This window comes from Bradyrhizobium sp. GW821-FHT12B03 (assembly GCF_058807535.1).
Map to the genome: position 1 here is coordinate 675599 of NZ_JBXAQU010000001.1, position 14971 is coordinate 690569.

Here is a 14971-nt window from a genome sequence, read left to right on the forward strand (position 1 = left end):
GTCCGGCTTGTCATCAGAACAAGTGCAATCTTCGGTAGCTGTTTGCGGCGTCATCGTGGCCGCGCGAAGGTCGCCTCAATGCACGCGCCGCGATGCACAATCGCCGTGATTTACCGGGCTAATCAGGCACGATCCGCCTGTGTATGCTTGCGGTTACAAGCCACGCGTACCGACCGGGCGTCATGACAGAGTTGAGTGAGCGGACCAAAGCGAACATGGACGTCGTCCTGGAGGAGACGTGCCGCCAATTGCCGCACGGTGGTGATCACGACAGCCGCAGGTTCATCGCCGAGCGCCTGATCGAGGCGGCACAGGCGGGACACTCGACGCTTGGTGAGCTCGGCATCGTCGCGCGGCGCGCGCTGGCGGAGATCATTACCAAGGGCGATTAGGCGACGGCGAGGCTTGCCTCGCTGACGGTCGTGGACATAACCTCGCCGGGAGCTTTTCCGCGCATCGAGACCTCCAAGATGCGGTCCCTGCTTGCACGCGTCGCGGCTTCCGCTTTGCTTTGGCTCGCCGGCCCGGTCATGGCCCAGCCGGTCGGCCAGTTTCCGTTTGCGCTGACGCGCGAAGGACAGATGCTTGGCGCCGTCGAAGGCGAGGTGGCTTTCTTCAAGGGGCTGGCTTATGCGGCACCGCCGGTCGGCACGATGCGCTGGCGCCCGCCGCAGGCGACCGACGAAAGCGCGGAGATGCGCACCGCCTATGATTACGGCGCGCCCTGCCTTCAGCCGTCGCTGCGAGATGCGAGCGAGGATTGCCTGACGCTGAACGTGTTTCGTCCCTTCGGTGTCGACGGCCCGCTGCCGGTGATGGTGTTCATCCATGGCGGCGCCTTCGTCAGCGGCACCGTGAACGATCCGCTGTTCGATGGCGCCAAGCTCGCGCAGGCCGGCCTCATCGTGGTGACCGTGAACTATCGCCTCGGCGTGCTCGGCTGGCTCACCCATCCGGCGCTGTCGGAAGGCGGCTCCGGAAACTACGGACTGACGGACCAGGTCGCGGCGCTGCGTTGGGTGCACGACAATATCGCGGCATTCGGCGGCGATCCCGGCAACGTCACCCTGTTCGGCAGCGGCGCGGGCGCGACATCGATCGCGCTGCTGATGCTGTGCGGGCAGGCCCGCGATCTGTTCCAGAAAGCCATTCTGCAATCAGTGCCCGGCCGCAGCCGCCTGCGCTCTCGGCAGGAGGCGGAGGCGCAGGGCCGGCAATTCGTCGCGATGCTCGGTCAGGATGGCAAGGAGACCGACGCGCGCGCCATCGAGGCCACACGGCTGCTTGCCGCCGAACAGAAGCTGCTCGCGAAAGTCCCGCACGGCTTCGCGCCGGTGATCGATGGAATCCTCGTGACGGAAGACATTGCCGCAGGCTTTGCGGCCGGACATGAAAGCCGCATTCCCCTGCTGATCGGCTCGAACGACGACGAGACGGGTTTCGACGGCGAGCCTGACATCGCCGAAGCGCTTGCGGCGTCAGGCGTCACAACCGGGCAATTGCGCAAGCTCTATCCCGACCTCGTCAAAGCTTCGGACCTTGCGGCAAGGTTTTATACCGACAAGGTCTTCTCCGAGCCGGTGAGGCTGCTGGCGCGCCTGCATGCCGCAAGCGGCGAGCTGACCTTCCGCTATCGCTTCGCCTATGTGCCGGAGGCCCGGCGCACCAATCCCGAGGGCGGTCAGGGGCGGGAATTGCAGTTCATCTTCGGCGTCGAAGGCGTGCCCGGTGCCGGCATCTTCTCCCGGCGCGATCGCGAAGTCGCAAGCGGCATGCGCAGCTACTGGATCAACTTCGCCAGGAGCGGCGATCCCAACGGCGCGGACCTGCCGCATTGGGATGCGGCCGCAGACCGCGATCGCCTGCTGCTGATCACGAATGATCGTATCGCGAGCGGAGACGATCCCATCGCGGGGCGCCTCGACGGGCTCGCAAGCGAGAACAGAAAATGAGTTGGATTCAGGCCGCGAGCTCGACGCGCGGCGCCGGGCTCAGCCGGTCTTCCTCCAGATAGTCCATCGCGCCGTCCTTCTCGACGGCGTAGAACTGCTGGCCTTCGCGCGACTTGTAGGCCGCGCGAACGACGCCGCGGCGGCCCTTGTCACTGTTGACGACGTCCCCCAGCGCAAACTTCCTCATCTCACGTCTCACTTGTCTTCAGGCCGACTCCTTCGGCCACAGCCGGGATTTTGGAAGGAAAATCGTTAACGACTTGCTAACCATACGAGGTTGCCTATGCTCGCCGCCGTCGCGCGGCCGTACCACGCGCCTGCTGCCAACGAGACGAAGCCCATGACGCGATTTCCGACCCTGTTCCTGTCCCATGGCGGCGGCCCCTGGCCCTTCATGGAGGACCGGCGGGTGCAATATGCCAAGACTGCCGAGGAGTTCGTCCGGCTGCCGCAGCTGCTGCCGGAAAGACCGAAGGCCGTGCTCGTCATCACCGGGCATTGGGAGGCCGACGCCTTCACCGTGTCGACCTCGGCGCATCCGCCGATGGTGTACGACTATTACGGTTTCCCCGAGCATACCTATCGCCTCAAATACCCGGCGCCGGGCAAGCCGGAGCTTGCAGCGGAGGTGAGGGGGCTGCTCACGCGCGCGGGCCTCGATTGCCGCGAAGATCCCAATCAGGGTTTTGATCACGGCACCTTCGTGCCGCTCGGTTTGATGTATCCGAACGCCGACATGCCGATCGTGCTCTTGTCGCTGAAATCGACCTACGATGCGGCTGAGCACATCAAGGTCGGGCAGGCGACCGCCTCGCTGCGGGACGAAGGCATTCTGATCGTCGGCAGCGGGCTGACCTATCACAACATGCGCGGCTTCAACCGGCCGGAATCGAAGCCCGTCTCCTACGATTTCGAGGCCTATCTGAACGAGGCGATCAGTGCGGGCGATGCGGCGCGCCGCAACGCGATGCTGGTCGATTGGGAAAACGCGCCGGGCGCGCGCCTGGCGCATCCGCGCGAGGACCATCTGCTGCCGCTGATGGTCGCGGCCGGCGCTGCCGGCAGCGACGTCGGCAAGCGCGTCTTCGTCGACGAGGTCGCGAACGTCGCGATGGCGTCGTACATGTTCGGCGGCCAGCCTTGAACCGCGCGTCTGCGAGTCATCACGCGTCACGCTGACGCCGCGTCGATCCTTCTCGTATGATCCGTTCCGAGCAGCTGCTCATAACGAGCCCGGACGGCGGCGTAGCATTCGCACGCGCCCTCCTGGAGCCCTTCGGCATCCAGGATCCTGATCTTGCCGCGCGCGTAGCGGATCAGACCCGCCGCTTGCAGCGTGCGCGCGACCACGGTGACGCTCGATCGCCGAACCCCCAGCATCTGCCCGAGATATTCCTGCGTGAACTGGAGTTGATCGCTGCCGGACAAATCCTGCGCGCGCAGCAGCCAGCGACAGAGCCGGGCCTGGACGCTATGCGAGGCGAAGCACGCTGCGGATTGCTGGGCCTGGGCGTAGACCGCCTGCTCATGCCGCATGAGGAGCGCCAACAGCCTGGGGCTGCCCAGCGCGGCCGTCTTCAACGCGTCGATATTGCAGACGACGATGTTTCCGCCCAGCTGAACGATACCGCGACAGATAGACATCCGCCCGTCCAGGGCCGCGGCTGCGCCGACGACGCCGTCGATGCCGACCATCGCGGTTTCGATCATCTCGCCGGTCGAAAGGGTTACCACGAGCGAGACGACCGCGTCGGCAGGAAAGTAGACGGAACGAATTTCCTGATCGGCCTCGAACAGCAGCGAGTGCTGCTCGAATGCGACGGTCTTCAAATGCGGCTCGAGAATCTTGAGATCGGCTTCGGAAAGCTGCCTCAGCAAGAGGTTCTTCATTGGTCGCTCCCGGGGACAGGCGGGAGCGCAAAGAACTCTCAGCTATCGGTGCCTCATGCGGATATCCGATAATGGAACGACAGTAAGAGCAGTACCGCACATAGCGAGTCTTTTTTTCACTATGTCAGGTTTTAACATAGCGACCGTCGGGAAAATTTCGCGGCTGTAAAACGTCAGTAGGGCTCGCCAGTATCCGCAACAAGACAAGCGGCCGATGCGACGGCCTCACATGTCTCGGCAAGCAGCCGAATGCGATACAAGGGCTCTCGTCCGGGGCCCAGAAGCTCTATCCGCCATTCGGCATTTTGCTTGAGCCCGCAGCCTCGGGCCAGATCCCCGAAGACCCTCGTCGTTTCCGTCCACGCTGATTCCACATCGGCGATCTCGGCCAGATGCTCGACCGTGCCGCCGTCGCAGTTGGTAATCCGGAAGTAGTGGCTGGGCATGATGCGCTCCGAGCGGCCGCGAGGGATATCGCTTAAGTCCAACCGGGGCCGCCGAATTATGTCCGGCAACGCACATAATGAGCTTGGGCGTGTGCCGGGGTAAAAGCAAGGCAAATCGGCGGAAGGTTTGAGGTTGCTGCCCGCACGAGTCGAGCCGCGAAGCCGAGCTGTTGGCGGGAGTAAGCTCATCCGCACGTCACCGTGCTTATGAAAGGCGCTTCTGACGGTTTCGCTCGATTCGCAGTCGCGCTATGGTTGTGCCTGTTTCTCTAAGAATTTTCCGAAGAAAGCGATGGCGTCAACCGATCCATTCCAGAATGCTTTTCTCAAGTCGCTCAGTCCAGCCGACTTCGCGGCCATTCGCCCGCATCTCAAGGCCGTCGAACTTCTGGAGGGGGCTTCGCTGATCGAGCTCGGCCAGACCGTCGTATGGGCCCATCTTCCGCTTACGGCCGTCGTGTCTCTCGTCGTCGAGCTCGAAGCCGGAGAACGGATCGAGGTGGCGCTGGTCGGCTCCGACAGCATCCTGGGCACCTTTGGCGTATTGGGAGAGCCCGTCGCACTGGTTCACGCCGTCGTATTGGTGCCGGGTATGGCTTTGCAGGTCGAAGCTGCTCGCCTTCGCGCTCTCGCCCAGCAGAGTGCCGAGTTCCGGGATGGCCTGACGCGCCACAGCCAGGCCCTGTTCGTTCAGGCCCAGCAATCCGTGGGCTGCAATGCCTCTCACTCCGTCGAGGCGAGACTGGCGCGATGGCTGTTGCGGGTTCGGGATCTGTCCGGCAGCGATCGCTTCAAGCTCACGCAGGAATTGATGGCCGAGATGATCGGGGTTCGCCGGAACAGCGTCTCGTTCGTCGCCCATGCGCTTCAGGAGGCGAACGTCATTCGATTCAGCCGCGGCCATATCGAGATCGTCAACGTCGCCGAGCTCAACAAGGCCACCTGCGAATGCTACCGTGCGGTGAAGTCGCAATACAAGCGGCTTCGCTTTTTCGACTGAAGAGGAATCCGAAGCACGAGGAAGCTCAGCCGTATCTCAGCTTCATCACCAGAATGCCGCCGGCGAGCAGCATCGTGACGGCGTTCGAGGCGATCAGCGGGCCGTCGCCGCTGAGCAGGCCGTAGATCAGCCAGAGCGCCAGGCCCAGCACCATGATCAGGAACATGCCGAGCGAAATGTCGCGCGCCGAGCGGGTCTTCCACACCTTGATGACTTGCGGGGCGTAGGCCACAGTGGTGCAGGTGGCGGCAGCAAAGCCGATCAGTTTGGTCACGAGGGGGTCCATGCCGGCTCTATAGCATGGATTCGACGATGGTCATGCCTCAGGCGCGGCGCGATTCGATCAGGCCCCGATACAGCGCGGCGTAGTCGCCGGCGCGGTTGCGCCAGGAAACGTCGGTCGCAAGCCCGCTCCGTTGCACCCGGCGCCAGGTCGGCTTGTCGTGAAAGGCGGTGTTGGCCTTGCGCAGCGTGCCGGCGAGGGCGTCCGCGGTCACGGGGCCGAACTTGAAGCCGGTGGCATCGCGGCCGGAGGAGTCCGTTTCGCCGATGTCGACGATGGTGTCCTCGAGGCCGCCGACGCGCGAGACGATCGGCACGGCGCCGTAGCGCAACGCGCAGAGCTGGGTCAGGCCACACGGCTCGAACCGTGACGGCACCAGAAGCGCGTCCGAGCCGGCCTGGATCAGATGGGCGAGAATCTCGTCATAGCCGATCACGACCCCGATCCGGCCCGGATTGGCGCGGGCGGCGGCCTGGTAACGTTCCTGGAGATCGCGGTCGCCGCTGCCGAGCAGTGCGAGCTGCATGCCCTCGCGCAAAATGGTCGGAATGGCCCCGAGCAGGAGATCGAGCCCCTTCTGCCAGGACAGCCGGCTGATGACGCCGAGCAGGGGGGCTTCGTCCGAGGAATCGAGATTGAATTGTTGCTGGAGCACGGCCTTGTTCGCCGCTCGAAACGTGAGGTCCTCCGCGCCGTAGCGATAGGCGATGTGCGGATCGGTCTGCGGATTCCACACCTCGGTGTCGATGCCGTTGAGGATGCCGCTCAATGCGCCCGCGCGTGCGCGCAGCAGGCCGCCGAGCCCCATGCCGCCCTCGTCGCTCTGGATCTCATGCGCATAGGTCGGCGACACCGTGGTGATGCGATCGGCGAATTGCAGGCCGGCCTTCAGGAAGCTGATGCCGCCGAAATATTCGAGGCCGTTGACGTCGAAGGAGCTCCACGGCAGTCCGATCGCACCGATCAGCTCTGGAGCGAACTTGCCCTGATAGGCCATGTTGTGGATCGTCATCACGGTGGCGGGCCGCGGTCGGTTGTCGTAGTGCAGATAGGCGGGCGCGAGCCCCGCCTGCCAGTCATGGGCGTGCACGACATCGGGCACGAAGGCCGGCACGAGGCCGTGGCCGATGTCGGCTGCCACGCGCGACAGCGCCGCAAAGCGCACGCCGTTGTCGGGCCAGTCGACGCCCTCATTGGTGACGTAAGGATTACCCGGCCGCGCGTAGAGATGCGGCACGTCGAGCACCAACAGGTCGAGCCCGTCATGGGAGCCTGCGAGCAGTCGTCCCGGCCCGCCGAAATAATCCGGCCAGCGCCGGATTTCCTCAGCCCCCGACACCAGCCGCATCACGTCGGGATAACCCGGCATCAGGGTGCGCATCTCGACGCCGTGCGCCTTCAGCGCAATCGGCAGCGCGCCGGCGACATCCGCGAGGCCGCCGGTCTTGACGATGGGGTAGACTTCAGAAGCGACCGCGAGGACGCGAACAGGCGTCATGTATTGAGCCTGTCGATCATCGGCTGGGTGATCAGGGAGATGCCCTGCTCGGTGGTGCGGAAGCGTCTTGCATCGAGTTCGGGATCCTCGCCGATGACGAGCCCCTCGGGGATCTCCACGCCGCGATCGATCACGACGTTCTTCAATCGCGCCCCGCGGCCGACATTCACGTACGGCATGATCACGGCGTTCTCGACATTGGCGTAGGAGTTGATGCGCACGCCGGTGAACAGCAGCGAGCGTCGCAGCGAGGCACCGGAGATGATGCAGCCGCCCGAGACCAGCGAGCTGACGGCCTGGCCGCGCCGGCTCTCCTCGTCATGGACGAATTTTGCGGGCGGCGTGATCTCCGAGTAGGACCAGATCGGCCAGGCGCGGTCGAACAAATCGAGCTCCGGCACCACGTCGGTGAGGTCGATATTGGCCGACCAATAGGCGTCGACCGTGCCGACGTCGCGCCAATAGGCGCGGGGGTCGCTGCCGGAGCGGACGCAGGACGTCGAGAACTGATGCGCGATGGCGCGGCCGTTCTTGACGACGTAGGGAATGATGTCCTTGCCGAAATCGTGATTGGAGTTCGGGTCTTCCGCGTCGCGCTTGAGCTGGTCGAACAGGAATTTCGCATCGAACACGTAGATGCCCATGCTGGCGAGCGAGACGTCCGGCTTGCCCGGCATCGGCGGCGGATCGGCCGGCTTCTCCAGGAATTCCTGGATCCAGCCGTCTTCGTCGATATGCATGATGCCGAAGCCGGACGATTCCTGGCGCGGCATTTCGAGGCAGCCGACCGTGACGTCGGCGCCGCTGTCGACGTGCTGGCGCAGCATCACCTCGTAGTCCATCTTGTAGATGTGGTCGCCGGCCAGCACCACGATGAAGCGGCAGGCGTGGGACTCGATGATGTCGATGTTCTGGTAGATCGCATCCGCCGTGCCGACATACCACATGCTCTCGGAGACGCGCTGGCTCGCGGGGAGGATGTCGAAGCTCTCGTTGCGCTCGGGCCGGAAGAAGTTCCAACCCATCTGCAGATGCCGGATCAGGCTGTGCGCCTTGTATTGGGTGGCAACCGCGATGCGGCGGATGCCGGAGTTCACGGCGTTCGACAGCGCGAAATCGATGATGCGGGACTTGCCGCCGAAATAGACCGCGGGCTTGGCGCGCCGATCGGTCAGCTCCAGGAGGCGGCTGCCGCGTCCACCAGCCAGGACAAACGCCAGCGCCTGACGGGCGAGCGGCTCATTTCCGACGGCACTCATGTCATCCTCCCACTTTCTGGCGCAAGTCGGAGCCCCTCGCGAGATGCCTCTCGGCCGCGCACCATTGGAACCGATAGTAACGGTACGAATAGTAAATCGGGAAGATGGTTGTTGGTTGCGAACGCGCGGGAAGCTTAATGCTTTGCGGCAGTCCGTGGCCTCCGGTTTTGTCGTGCCGATGTCATGTCCGTGCGGCGTGCCGGCGCGGTCCTGACCACAATTCAGGCATCCGTCAGCTGCTTGTGCGGTGCACGCAATGGAGGGTGTGACTTTCGGAGGCTTTGACTTGGAGCAAGGATGCCCGATCATAGCCTTGCGATCCTATTCCAAACGAGACGTCAGACAGGGAGCAAGACGATGAGGATCTGGAAATCGGCAATTGCCTGTTCACTGGCGGGTGCCGTCATGGCGAGCCAGGTGGAGCAGGCGGCGGCAGCCCCGCTGCCGACCAATGTCGCGGCCATGAAGGCCGCGGCCGGCGATGATGTCACGCAGGTGCACTGGCGCGGCGGCGGCTGGGGCTTGGGCATCGGCGGCCTCGCAGCCGGCGCGATCATCGGCAGCGCCATCGCCGGCGGGCCTTATGGTTATTATGGCGGCGGCCCGTATTACGGCGGCTATGGCTATCCGGGGCCGGGCTACGGCTATGGCTATGCGCCGGCCTATTACGGCTATGGCTACGGACCGTATTACGCGCGTCCCCGATATTACGGCTACAGGGTCTATCGTCCGTATTACGGCCCTCGTTACGGCTACTACCGGCCGTACCGCGCCTATCCGCGTCCCTATTATCGCGGCTATTGGTGATCGCGGCTAAAGCGAGAGCCACACGATCAGGCTCATGCAGGCAAAATGCGCGAGCACGATCGCGGCGAGATGCAACGGGCCGGCCTTGGGGTGAAGCCGCATCCCGCCGCCCTTTGCCTTGTTGGATTGGCCTGTTGCCGCGAACAACAGTGCGCTCCCTCCCCCGCTTGCGGGGGAGGGCTGGGGAGAGGGTCTCTCCGCAATCGAGAACCCCCAAGAGGAGAAAGCCCTCACCCGGCGCGTTGCGCCAACCTCTCCCGCAAGCGGGAGAGGTCGAGCGAGCCCGCGGCTCGGTCCGAACGTCATCACGCCTAGTTCGATCCGGCGGCCGCGGCGGTGAAGCTGCGGTCGACGGCCTGGTTGACGTCGAGCTTCTTCGGCAGGATGCCGTAGCGCGTCGAGCGATCTGACGCTGCCTGGATCTCCTTCACCACATTCTCGTCGATCACGATCGGGCTGGTGCGCTGCGCAGTGTAGGCCGACAGCAGCACGTCCTCGGGCAGCTTGGTCAGCTCGGCGGTGTTCTTCGCGTATTCGGCAACATGATCCAGCGACCAGAGCCTTGCCTTGTTCAGCCGCTGCACGAGATCCTGCACGACCGCACGCTTGGTCGCGATGGCATTGTCGGAGGCGACGATGAAGGTGATGGTCGGCGTCACGCCTTCGCCGTCGGCGATCACGCGCGCCTTGTCCTTCAGCGTCGCGAAGGAGACATAGGGCTCCCACACCGCCCAGGCGTCGATCGAGCCCGCCACCAGCGCGATCTTGGCATCGACCGGGCCGAGCGGCGCGAAGGTCGCATCCTCCAGCTTGATCTGTGCCTTCTCCAGCGTCGCGTCGATCAGGAACTGACCCCAGCCGCCGCGGGTGCCGGCGAGGCGTTTGCCCTTGAGGTCGGCGGCCGACTTGATCGGCGAATCCTGCCGCACCAGAATCGCCTGCGTCTTCGCATCCGAGCGCGTGCCGCCGATCGCCTTGATCGGCGCGCCCGCAGCAAAGACCGACAGGAAGGACAGATCGCCGGTGTAGCCGACGTCGAGCGCACCGGCGTTGAGCGCTTCCAGGATCGGCGCTGCGGCCGGGAATTCCGACCATTCGATCTTGTAGGGCAGGTCCTTTGCGTAGCCGGAGATCTCCAGCAGCGAGCGGTTGCCGCCTTTCTGGTCGCCGACGCGCAGCACGATGGTGTCGGCGGCGAGCGATGCGGCCGCCGTCGACAGGGTGATGGCCGCCGCCAGCAGCGAAGCTGCGAGCCGGCGCGTCAGTGAATGATCGAGAGGAGAGTTGATGCTCATGTGCTCTGTCTTGTTGCTTTGCTCACGGCGCGTGAGCGGACGATGCAGCGGGACGATCGAGTCTATGGGCGCGCGATGCGCAGTCAATGAAATGGCCAACCGTATTGCGCGCGCGATGGGCAAGGACGTTTCAACGAACGCAGGTTTTCGAGAAAGCGACGCGCGCTGGCGTAAAGCAGCGCCGCATTGATGCGGATGCCGCAGTCGTGATGGGGATTGCGAGCTCACCGAGCAGCGAAAATCCTTCCATCGCGACTGCAGGCGCTGATGGAGAGAATGACTTCGCTTCGCGCCACATTCGAAATTCCATTTCATTGACGATGCGACCAGTGCGCCGCATGATTTGCGCATCGCATCAACGCGGCGCCGGAAGCGCCGGCGGAAAGACTTTCTCTCAACGCAGCTCCGCACGGAACATGCGCAACGGCTTTCGTTGTGCAAACGGCGGAGACGTGCCAGCGCAGGAGCCATGGGCCGATGAACGACGAGAACAAGCGGGGCGGATCGAGTCTCGATCGGCGCCATCTGCTCCAGGCGGGATTGGCCGTCGCCTTCGCCGCGCCGCTCGGCGCCTTTGGTGCGGCACGGGCCTTTGCGCCGCAGGCGATCGCGCCCGGTGTCGATCTCTCGGAGTTTCCGCTGTGCCGGACGGCGTCCGATACGCCCGCGCTCACCGGTGCGCCGCGCAAGCTGAAGCTGTCGTGGAACGCCGGTGCAGTGTGTCTCGCGCCGGTGCCGGTCGCCATCGAGCATGGCTTCTTCCAGAAGCACAATCTCGACATCGAGCTCATCAACTATTCCGGCTCGACCGACCAGCTGCTCGAGGCGATCGCGACCGGCAAGAGCGATGCAGGCCTCGGCATGGCATTGCGCTGGCTAAAACCGCTGGAGCAGGGCTTTGACGTCAAGATCGCCGCCGGCACCCATGGCGGCTGCATGCGCGTTTTGACCCGCGCCGACTCCAACGTGAGCAAGCTCGCCGATCTCAAGGGCAAGATCGTCGCGGTCGGCGATCTCGGGGGTCCCGACAAGAACTTCTTCTCGATCCAGCTCGCCAAGCTCGGCATCGATCCGGTCAAGGACGTCGACTGGCGCGCCTATCCCGGCAACCTCCTCAACGTTGCCGTGGAGAAAGGCGAGGTTCAGGCTTTCCTGTCGTCCGATCCGCTCGGCTATCTCTGGCTCAAGGATATCAAGTACAAGGAAGTCGCTTCCAATCTCGACGGCGAATATCGCGACAAGAGCTGCTGCATCCTCGGCCTGCGCGGCTCGCTCGTGCGCGAAGAACCGCAAGTCGCGCGCGCCCTGACCCAGGCGCTGCTCGATGCCGCGATGTTCACCGCGCAGAATCCGGCCGTGACGGCAAAATCTTTCCAGCCCTATGCGCCGAAGACGGCATCGCTCGCCGATATCGAGGGCATGGTGCGCTACCACACCCACCATCATCATCCGGTCGGTGAAATCCTGAAGCGCGAGCTGAAGGCCTATGCCGACGATCTCAAGAGCGTGCAGGTCTTCAAACCAAGCACCGACACGGCCAAATTTGCGGAGCGCATCTATGTCGACGTATTCGCTGTCTGACGGCCTCGCCTCCGGCGCGCCGCGCCTCTCCCGCGCACCGTTGCTGGCGAGCTGGGCGAGGGAATCCGGCGTCGGCATTCTCGCCAGCCTCGCCTGGATTGCCTTTGGTTTCTCCTGCCTGTGGTGGGAGGATGTCGGCGACTGGTCGCGCACCCATTCGCTCGGCATCGCCGCCTTCGTCATCGCGGCGGTCGCGCTGTTCGGAACCGTCGGTGCCGACTATCTCGGCGCGGCGGGCAAGGCGTTGCACAAGCGCGCGCCCTGGCTGGTCGCGCTCGGTGCGTTCCTGACCTTGTGGGAAGTTTCGACCGCAAAATTCGCCTGGCTGCCGCTGCCGTTCTTCCCGCCGCCGCAGTCGATCATCGAGGTCTACACCGATGATTTGCCAAAGCTGCTCGACAGCGTGTTCGCCTCGGTCAAGCTTCAGCTCGGCGGCTATCTGATCGGCGCCACGGTCGGCTTCCTGACCGGCGTCTCGATCGGCTGGTCGCGCGCGGTCGGCTATTGGGTGCATCCGATGCTGCGGTTCATCGGCCCGCTGCCGGCGACTGCCTGGCTGCCGATTGCCTTCTTCACCTTCCCGTCGAGCTGGAGCGCTTCGACCTTCCTGATCGCGCTGGCGACCGGCTTTCCCGTCACCGTGCTGACCTGGTCGGGCGTTGCGAGCGTCAGCAACGCCTATTACGACGTCGCGCGGACGCTGGGCGCAAAACCGTCCTTCCTGGTGCTGAAGGTGGCGATCCCCGCGGCGCTGCCGCACGTCTTCGTCGGCCTGTTCATGGGGCTCGGCTCGTCCTTCGCCGTGCTCGTCGTCGCCGAGATGATCGGCGTCAAGGCCGGGCTCGGCTGGTACCTGCAATGGGCGCAGGGCTGGGCCGCCTACGCCAACATGTACGCGGCGCTGATCGTGATGTCGCTGCTCTGCTCCGGCGCGATCACGCTGCTGTTTTCGATCCGCGACCGCTTGCTGGTCTGGCAGAAGGGGACCGTGAAATGGTAGCCGCAGCCGCACTGGCCGAACTTAAGACTCCGCCGGCCGCGGGGGCCGCGCTCGACATCGAGCAGGTCAGCCACGCCTTCGACATCGATGGTGCCGAGCTGCCTGTTCTCAGCGACGTCAGCATCTCGGTCGAGCCGGGCGAGTTCGTCGCGCTGCTCGGTCCGTCCGGCTGCGGCAAGTCGACCTTGCTGCGGCTCGTCGCGGGTCTCGACAAGCCAAAGTTCGGAACGCTGCGCGAGGACGAGGCCCGCATCACCCGGCCGCATCCTTCGCGCGTGGTCGTGTTCCAGGATCCGACGCTGTTTCCCTGGCGGTCGGTCTGGGACAACGTCGCCCTGGGCCTCGAGGCCCAGGGCATTTTGAAGAGCCAGCGTCACCGCGTCGACGATGCGCTCGATCTCGTCGGGTTGTCGGATTTTCGTACCGCCTATCCGCACCAGCTCTCCGGCGGCATGGCGCAGCGCGTCGCGCTGGCGCGAGCGCTGGTCAACGATCCGAAAATCCTGATCCTTGACGAGCCGCTGGGAAAACTGGACTCGCTGACCCGTATCACCATGCAGGCCGAGCTCGTCTCGCTCTGGCAGCGCAAGGGCTTTACCACGCTGCTGGTGACGCATGACGCCGAGGAAGCCCTGGTGCTCGCCAACCGGGTCATCGTCTTCAGCGACCGCCCGGCGCGCGTGAAGGCCGACATCCGCGTCGACCGGCCCTATCCGCGCCATCGCGGCGATCCGTATCTTGCCGATCTGCGCCGCCAGATCCTCGGCCTTCTGGGATTGGATGCCACATGGTGACTTCCGTAGCCAAGGGCCGCACGGCTCGCAGCGAGCCCGACTATGTCGCACGTGCCGAGACGCTGGCCGATACCTTCGCTGCGCGTGCCGCCGATCACGACCGCACCGGCAGCTTTCCCTTCGAGAACTTTCGCGAGCTCTCCGAGGCCGGCCTGCTGTCGCTGACGGTTCCCGCAGTTCATGGCGGGGCCGGCGCCGGTGCACGCTACGCCGCGCGCGTCATCGGCATCGTCGGCAAGGCCGATCCGTCGACGGCGCTGGTGCTGTCGATGCATTACATCAATCATCTCGTCATGGCGCGCAGCCCGACCTGGCCCGCCCGACTGTCGCGCAAGCTTGCGCGCGAGACGGTCGAAAGCGTCGCGCTCGTCAATGCGCTACGTGTCGAGCCGGAGCTCGGCTCGCCCGCCCGCGGCGGACTGCCGGCGACGATCGCGCGGCGCACCGAGACCGGTTGGCGCCTCACCGGCCACAAGATCTATTCGACGGGATCGCCGATCCTGAAATGGTATCTGGTCTGGGCCCGGACCGACGAGGCGGAGCCGCGGGTCGGCCAGTTCCTGGTGCCGGCGGGCCTGCCGGGCACTCGTATCGTCGAGACCTGGGACCATCACGGCCTGCGCGCCAGCGGCAGCCATGACGTTATTTTCGACGACGTCGTGATCCCGTTGGATTCCGAGATTGACGTGCGCCGGCCAGCGGACTGGCGTGGGCCTGACGTGACGCAAGCTACCGTCCATACGATCTTCGTCGCCGCGATCTATGACGGCGTCGCCCGCGCCGCGCGCGACTGGCTGATCGGGTTCCTGAAGCAGCGAGTTCCCGCCAGCCTCGGCGCGCCGCTGGCGACCTTAGCCCGTGCGCAGGAAATCCTCGGCGCCATCGAGGCCCGGCTCGCGGTCAACGCGCGGCTGATCGCGTCGTTTGCCGGAGATTTCGACGAGGGCGTCGCACTCTCGGCGGCCGAGTCCAACGTCATCAAGCTCACCGTCACCAACAATGCGGTGGCCGCCGTCGAGGACGCGCTGTCGCTCACGGGCAATCACGGCCTCTCCCGCACCAATCCGCTGGAGCGACACTATCGCGACGTGCTGTGCGGCCGCGTGCACACGCCGCAGGACGATTCCACGCGCATCGGCCTCGGCCGCGCCGCATTGGGCCTCTAG

Annotated in this window: 17 protein-coding genes; 9 read left to right on the forward strand and 8 right to left on the reverse strand. The window is 64.8% G+C overall.

Features of this window, described 5'->3' with window-relative positions:
- Positions 1 to 143: 143 nt before the first annotated feature.
- Together AC1RUR_RS03280 and AC1RUR_RS03285 are read left to right on the forward strand one after the other, a co-directional pair.
- Positions 144 to 392 carry a hypothetical protein gene (locus tag AC1RUR_RS03280; protein ID WP_492841255.1) on the forward strand — a complete coding sequence of 83 codons (249 nt, stop codon included), beginning with the start codon at positions 144 to 146 and terminating at the stop codon, positions 390 to 392.
- A 78-nt stretch (positions 393 to 470) separates the two neighbouring features.
- Positions 471 to 1952: a carboxylesterase/lipase family protein gene (locus AC1RUR_RS03285; protein ID WP_492841257.1), complete on the forward strand. Its 1482-nt coding sequence runs from the start codon at positions 471 to 473 to the stop codon at positions 1950 to 1952.
- A 7-nt stretch (positions 1953 to 1959) separates the two neighbouring features.
- On the opposite strand, the gene AC1RUR_RS03290 is transcribed toward AC1RUR_RS03285, so the two are convergent.
- A complete protein-coding gene (locus tag AC1RUR_RS03290; protein ID WP_028176145.1) occupies positions 1960 to 2139 on the reverse strand; it encodes a hypothetical protein in 180 nt (59 codons plus the stop codon).
- Between the two features lie 153 nt (positions 2140 to 2292).
- Here AC1RUR_RS03290 and AC1RUR_RS03295 point away from each other — a divergent pair, with 153 nt between their 5' ends.
- Positions 2293 to 3096, forward strand: coding sequence for a DODA-type extradiol aromatic ring-opening family dioxygenase (locus AC1RUR_RS03295; protein WP_492841259.1), 804 nt, complete (start codon positions 2293 to 2295; stop codon positions 3094 to 3096).
- Positions 3097 to 3122: 26 nt separating this feature from the next.
- On the opposite strand, the gene AC1RUR_RS03300 is transcribed toward AC1RUR_RS03295, so the two are convergent.
- Positions 3123 to 3842: a Crp/Fnr family transcriptional regulator gene (locus tag AC1RUR_RS03300; protein WP_492841261.1), complete on the reverse strand. Its 720-nt coding sequence runs from the start codon at positions 3840 to 3842 to the stop codon at positions 3123 to 3125.
- A 173-nt stretch (positions 3843 to 4015) separates the two neighbouring features.
- The gene (locus AC1RUR_RS03305; protein WP_492841263.1) at positions 4016 to 4288 is read right to left on the reverse strand and encodes a DUF6894 family protein; all 273 of its coding nucleotides are present in this window, start codon (positions 4286 to 4288) and stop codon (positions 4016 to 4018) included.
- 292 nt (positions 4289 to 4580) lie between these two features.
- On the opposite strand from AC1RUR_RS03305, the gene AC1RUR_RS03310 reads away from it, so the two are divergent.
- Positions 4581 to 5288 carry a Crp/Fnr family transcriptional regulator gene (locus tag AC1RUR_RS03310; RefSeq protein WP_492841265.1) on the forward strand — a complete coding sequence of 236 codons (708 nt, stop codon included), beginning with the start codon at positions 4581 to 4583 and terminating at the stop codon, positions 5286 to 5288.
- 25 nt (positions 5289 to 5313) lie between these two features.
- On the opposite strand, the gene AC1RUR_RS03315 is transcribed toward AC1RUR_RS03310, so the two are convergent.
- From AC1RUR_RS03315 to glgC, 3 genes are read right to left on the reverse strand one after another with little or no spacing between them, the layout of a single operon-like run.
- Positions 5314 to 5574 (reverse strand): SemiSWEET transporter, encoded by a 261-nt coding sequence (locus tag AC1RUR_RS03315; protein WP_492841267.1) that lies wholly within the window; start codon positions 5572 to 5574, stop codon positions 5314 to 5316.
- A gap of 37 nt (positions 5575 to 5611) precedes the next feature.
- A complete protein-coding gene (glgA, locus tag AC1RUR_RS03320) occupies positions 5612 to 7069 on the reverse strand; it encodes a glycogen synthase GlgA (protein WP_492841269.1) in 1458 nt (485 codons plus the stop codon).
- Entirely contained in the window at positions 7066 to 8328 is a 1263-nt protein-coding gene (glgC, locus tag AC1RUR_RS03325; protein WP_492841271.1) for a glucose-1-phosphate adenylyltransferase, read from the reverse strand. Before glgC ends, glgA begins: the two co-directional genes overlap by 4 nt.
- Positions 8329 to 8685: 357 nt before the next feature.
- Between glgC and AC1RUR_RS03330 the strand changes: the two genes are divergently transcribed.
- Positions 8686 to 9135: a hypothetical protein gene (locus AC1RUR_RS03330; RefSeq protein WP_492841273.1), complete on the forward strand. Its 450-nt coding sequence runs from the start codon at positions 8686 to 8688 to the stop codon at positions 9133 to 9135.
- Positions 9136 to 9141: 6 nt separating this feature from the next.
- Here the strand turns inward: AC1RUR_RS03330 and AC1RUR_RS03335 are convergent, their stop codons facing one another.
- Both AC1RUR_RS03335 and AC1RUR_RS03340 read right to left on the reverse strand, forming a co-directional pair.
- Positions 9142 to 9282 carry a hypothetical protein gene (locus AC1RUR_RS03335; RefSeq protein ID WP_492841275.1) on the reverse strand — a complete coding sequence of 47 codons (141 nt, stop codon included), beginning with the start codon at positions 9280 to 9282 and terminating at the stop codon, positions 9142 to 9144.
- Between the two features lie 164 nt (positions 9283 to 9446).
- The gene (locus AC1RUR_RS03340) at positions 9447 to 10430 is read right to left on the reverse strand and encodes an ABC transporter substrate-binding protein (protein ID WP_492841277.1); all 984 of its coding nucleotides are present in this window, start codon (positions 10428 to 10430) and stop codon (positions 9447 to 9449) included.
- Between the two features lie 477 nt (positions 10431 to 10907).
- Between AC1RUR_RS03340 and AC1RUR_RS03345 the strand changes: the two genes are divergently transcribed.
- From AC1RUR_RS03345 to AC1RUR_RS03360, 4 genes are read left to right on the forward strand one after another with little or no spacing between them, the layout of a single operon-like run.
- Positions 10908 to 12011 (forward strand): ABC transporter substrate-binding protein, encoded by a 1104-nt coding sequence (locus AC1RUR_RS03345; protein ID WP_492841279.1) that lies wholly within the window; start codon positions 10908 to 10910, stop codon positions 12009 to 12011.
- Positions 11989 to 13011, forward strand: a complete 1023-nt coding sequence (locus AC1RUR_RS03350; protein ID WP_492841281.1) for an ABC transporter permease — start codon at positions 11989 to 11991, stop codon at positions 13009 to 13011. Before AC1RUR_RS03345 ends, AC1RUR_RS03350 begins: the two co-directional genes overlap by 23 nt.
- Positions 13005 to 13805, forward strand: a complete 801-nt coding sequence (locus AC1RUR_RS03355; protein ID WP_492841283.1) for an ABC transporter ATP-binding protein — start codon at positions 13005 to 13007, stop codon at positions 13803 to 13805. The genes AC1RUR_RS03350 and AC1RUR_RS03355 overlap by 7 nt, the downstream gene beginning before the upstream one ends.
- Complete coding sequence (locus AC1RUR_RS03360) at positions 13799 to 14971, forward strand: acyl-CoA dehydrogenase family protein (protein ID WP_492841285.1); 1173 nt, start codon at positions 13799 to 13801, stop codon at positions 14969 to 14971. Before AC1RUR_RS03355 ends, AC1RUR_RS03360 begins: the two co-directional genes overlap by 7 nt.

Bases quoted from the DNA above. Each gene is read 5' to 3' on its own strand.
- AC1RUR_RS03280 (WP_492841255.1), top strand. From the start codon at position 144: ATGCTTGCGGTTACAAGCCACGCGTACCGACCGGGCGTCATGACAGAG.
- AC1RUR_RS03285 (WP_492841257.1), top strand. From the start codon at position 471: ATGCGGTCCCTGCTTGCACGCGTCGCGGCTTCCGCTTTGCTTTGGCTC.
- AC1RUR_RS03290 (WP_028176145.1), bottom strand. From the start codon at position 2,139: ATGAGGAAGTTTGCGCTGGGGGACGTCGTCAACAGTGACAAGGGCCGC.
- AC1RUR_RS03295 (WP_492841259.1), top strand. From the start codon at position 2,293: ATGACGCGATTTCCGACCCTGTTCCTGTCCCATGGCGGCGGCCCCTGG.
- AC1RUR_RS03300 (WP_492841261.1), bottom strand. From the start codon at position 3,842: ATGAAGAACCTCTTGCTGAGGCAGCTTTCCGAAGCCGATCTCAAGATT.
- AC1RUR_RS03305 (WP_492841263.1), bottom strand. From the start codon at position 4,288: ATGCCCAGCCACTACTTCCGGATTACCAACTGCGACGGCGGCACGGTC.
- AC1RUR_RS03310 (WP_492841265.1), top strand. From the start codon at position 4,581: ATGGCGTCAACCGATCCATTCCAGAATGCTTTTCTCAAGTCGCTCAGT.
- AC1RUR_RS03315 (WP_492841267.1), bottom strand. From the start codon at position 5,574: ATGGACCCCCTCGTGACCAAACTGATCGGCTTTGCTGCCGCCACCTGC.
- glgA (WP_492841269.1), bottom strand. From the start codon at position 7,069: ATGACGCCTGTTCGCGTCCTCGCGGTCGCTTCTGAAGTCTACCCCATC.
- glgC (WP_492841271.1), bottom strand. From the start codon at position 8,328: ATGAGTGCCGTCGGAAATGAGCCGCTCGCCCGTCAGGCGCTGGCGTTT.
- AC1RUR_RS03330 (WP_492841273.1), top strand. From the start codon at position 8,686: ATGAGGATCTGGAAATCGGCAATTGCCTGTTCACTGGCGGGTGCCGTC.
- AC1RUR_RS03340 (WP_492841277.1), bottom strand. From the start codon at position 10,430: ATGAGCATCAACTCTCCTCTCGATCATTCACTGACGCGCCGGCTCGCA.
- AC1RUR_RS03345 (WP_492841279.1), top strand. From the start codon at position 10,908: ATGAACGACGAGAACAAGCGGGGCGGATCGAGTCTCGATCGGCGCCAT.
- AC1RUR_RS03350 (WP_492841281.1), top strand. From the start codon at position 11,989: ATGTCGACGTATTCGCTGTCTGACGGCCTCGCCTCCGGCGCGCCGCGC.
- AC1RUR_RS03355 (WP_492841283.1), top strand. From the start codon at position 13,005: ATGGTAGCCGCAGCCGCACTGGCCGAACTTAAGACTCCGCCGGCCGCG.
- AC1RUR_RS03360 (WP_492841285.1), top strand. From the start codon at position 13,799: ATGGTGACTTCCGTAGCCAAGGGCCGCACGGCTCGCAGCGAGCCCGAC.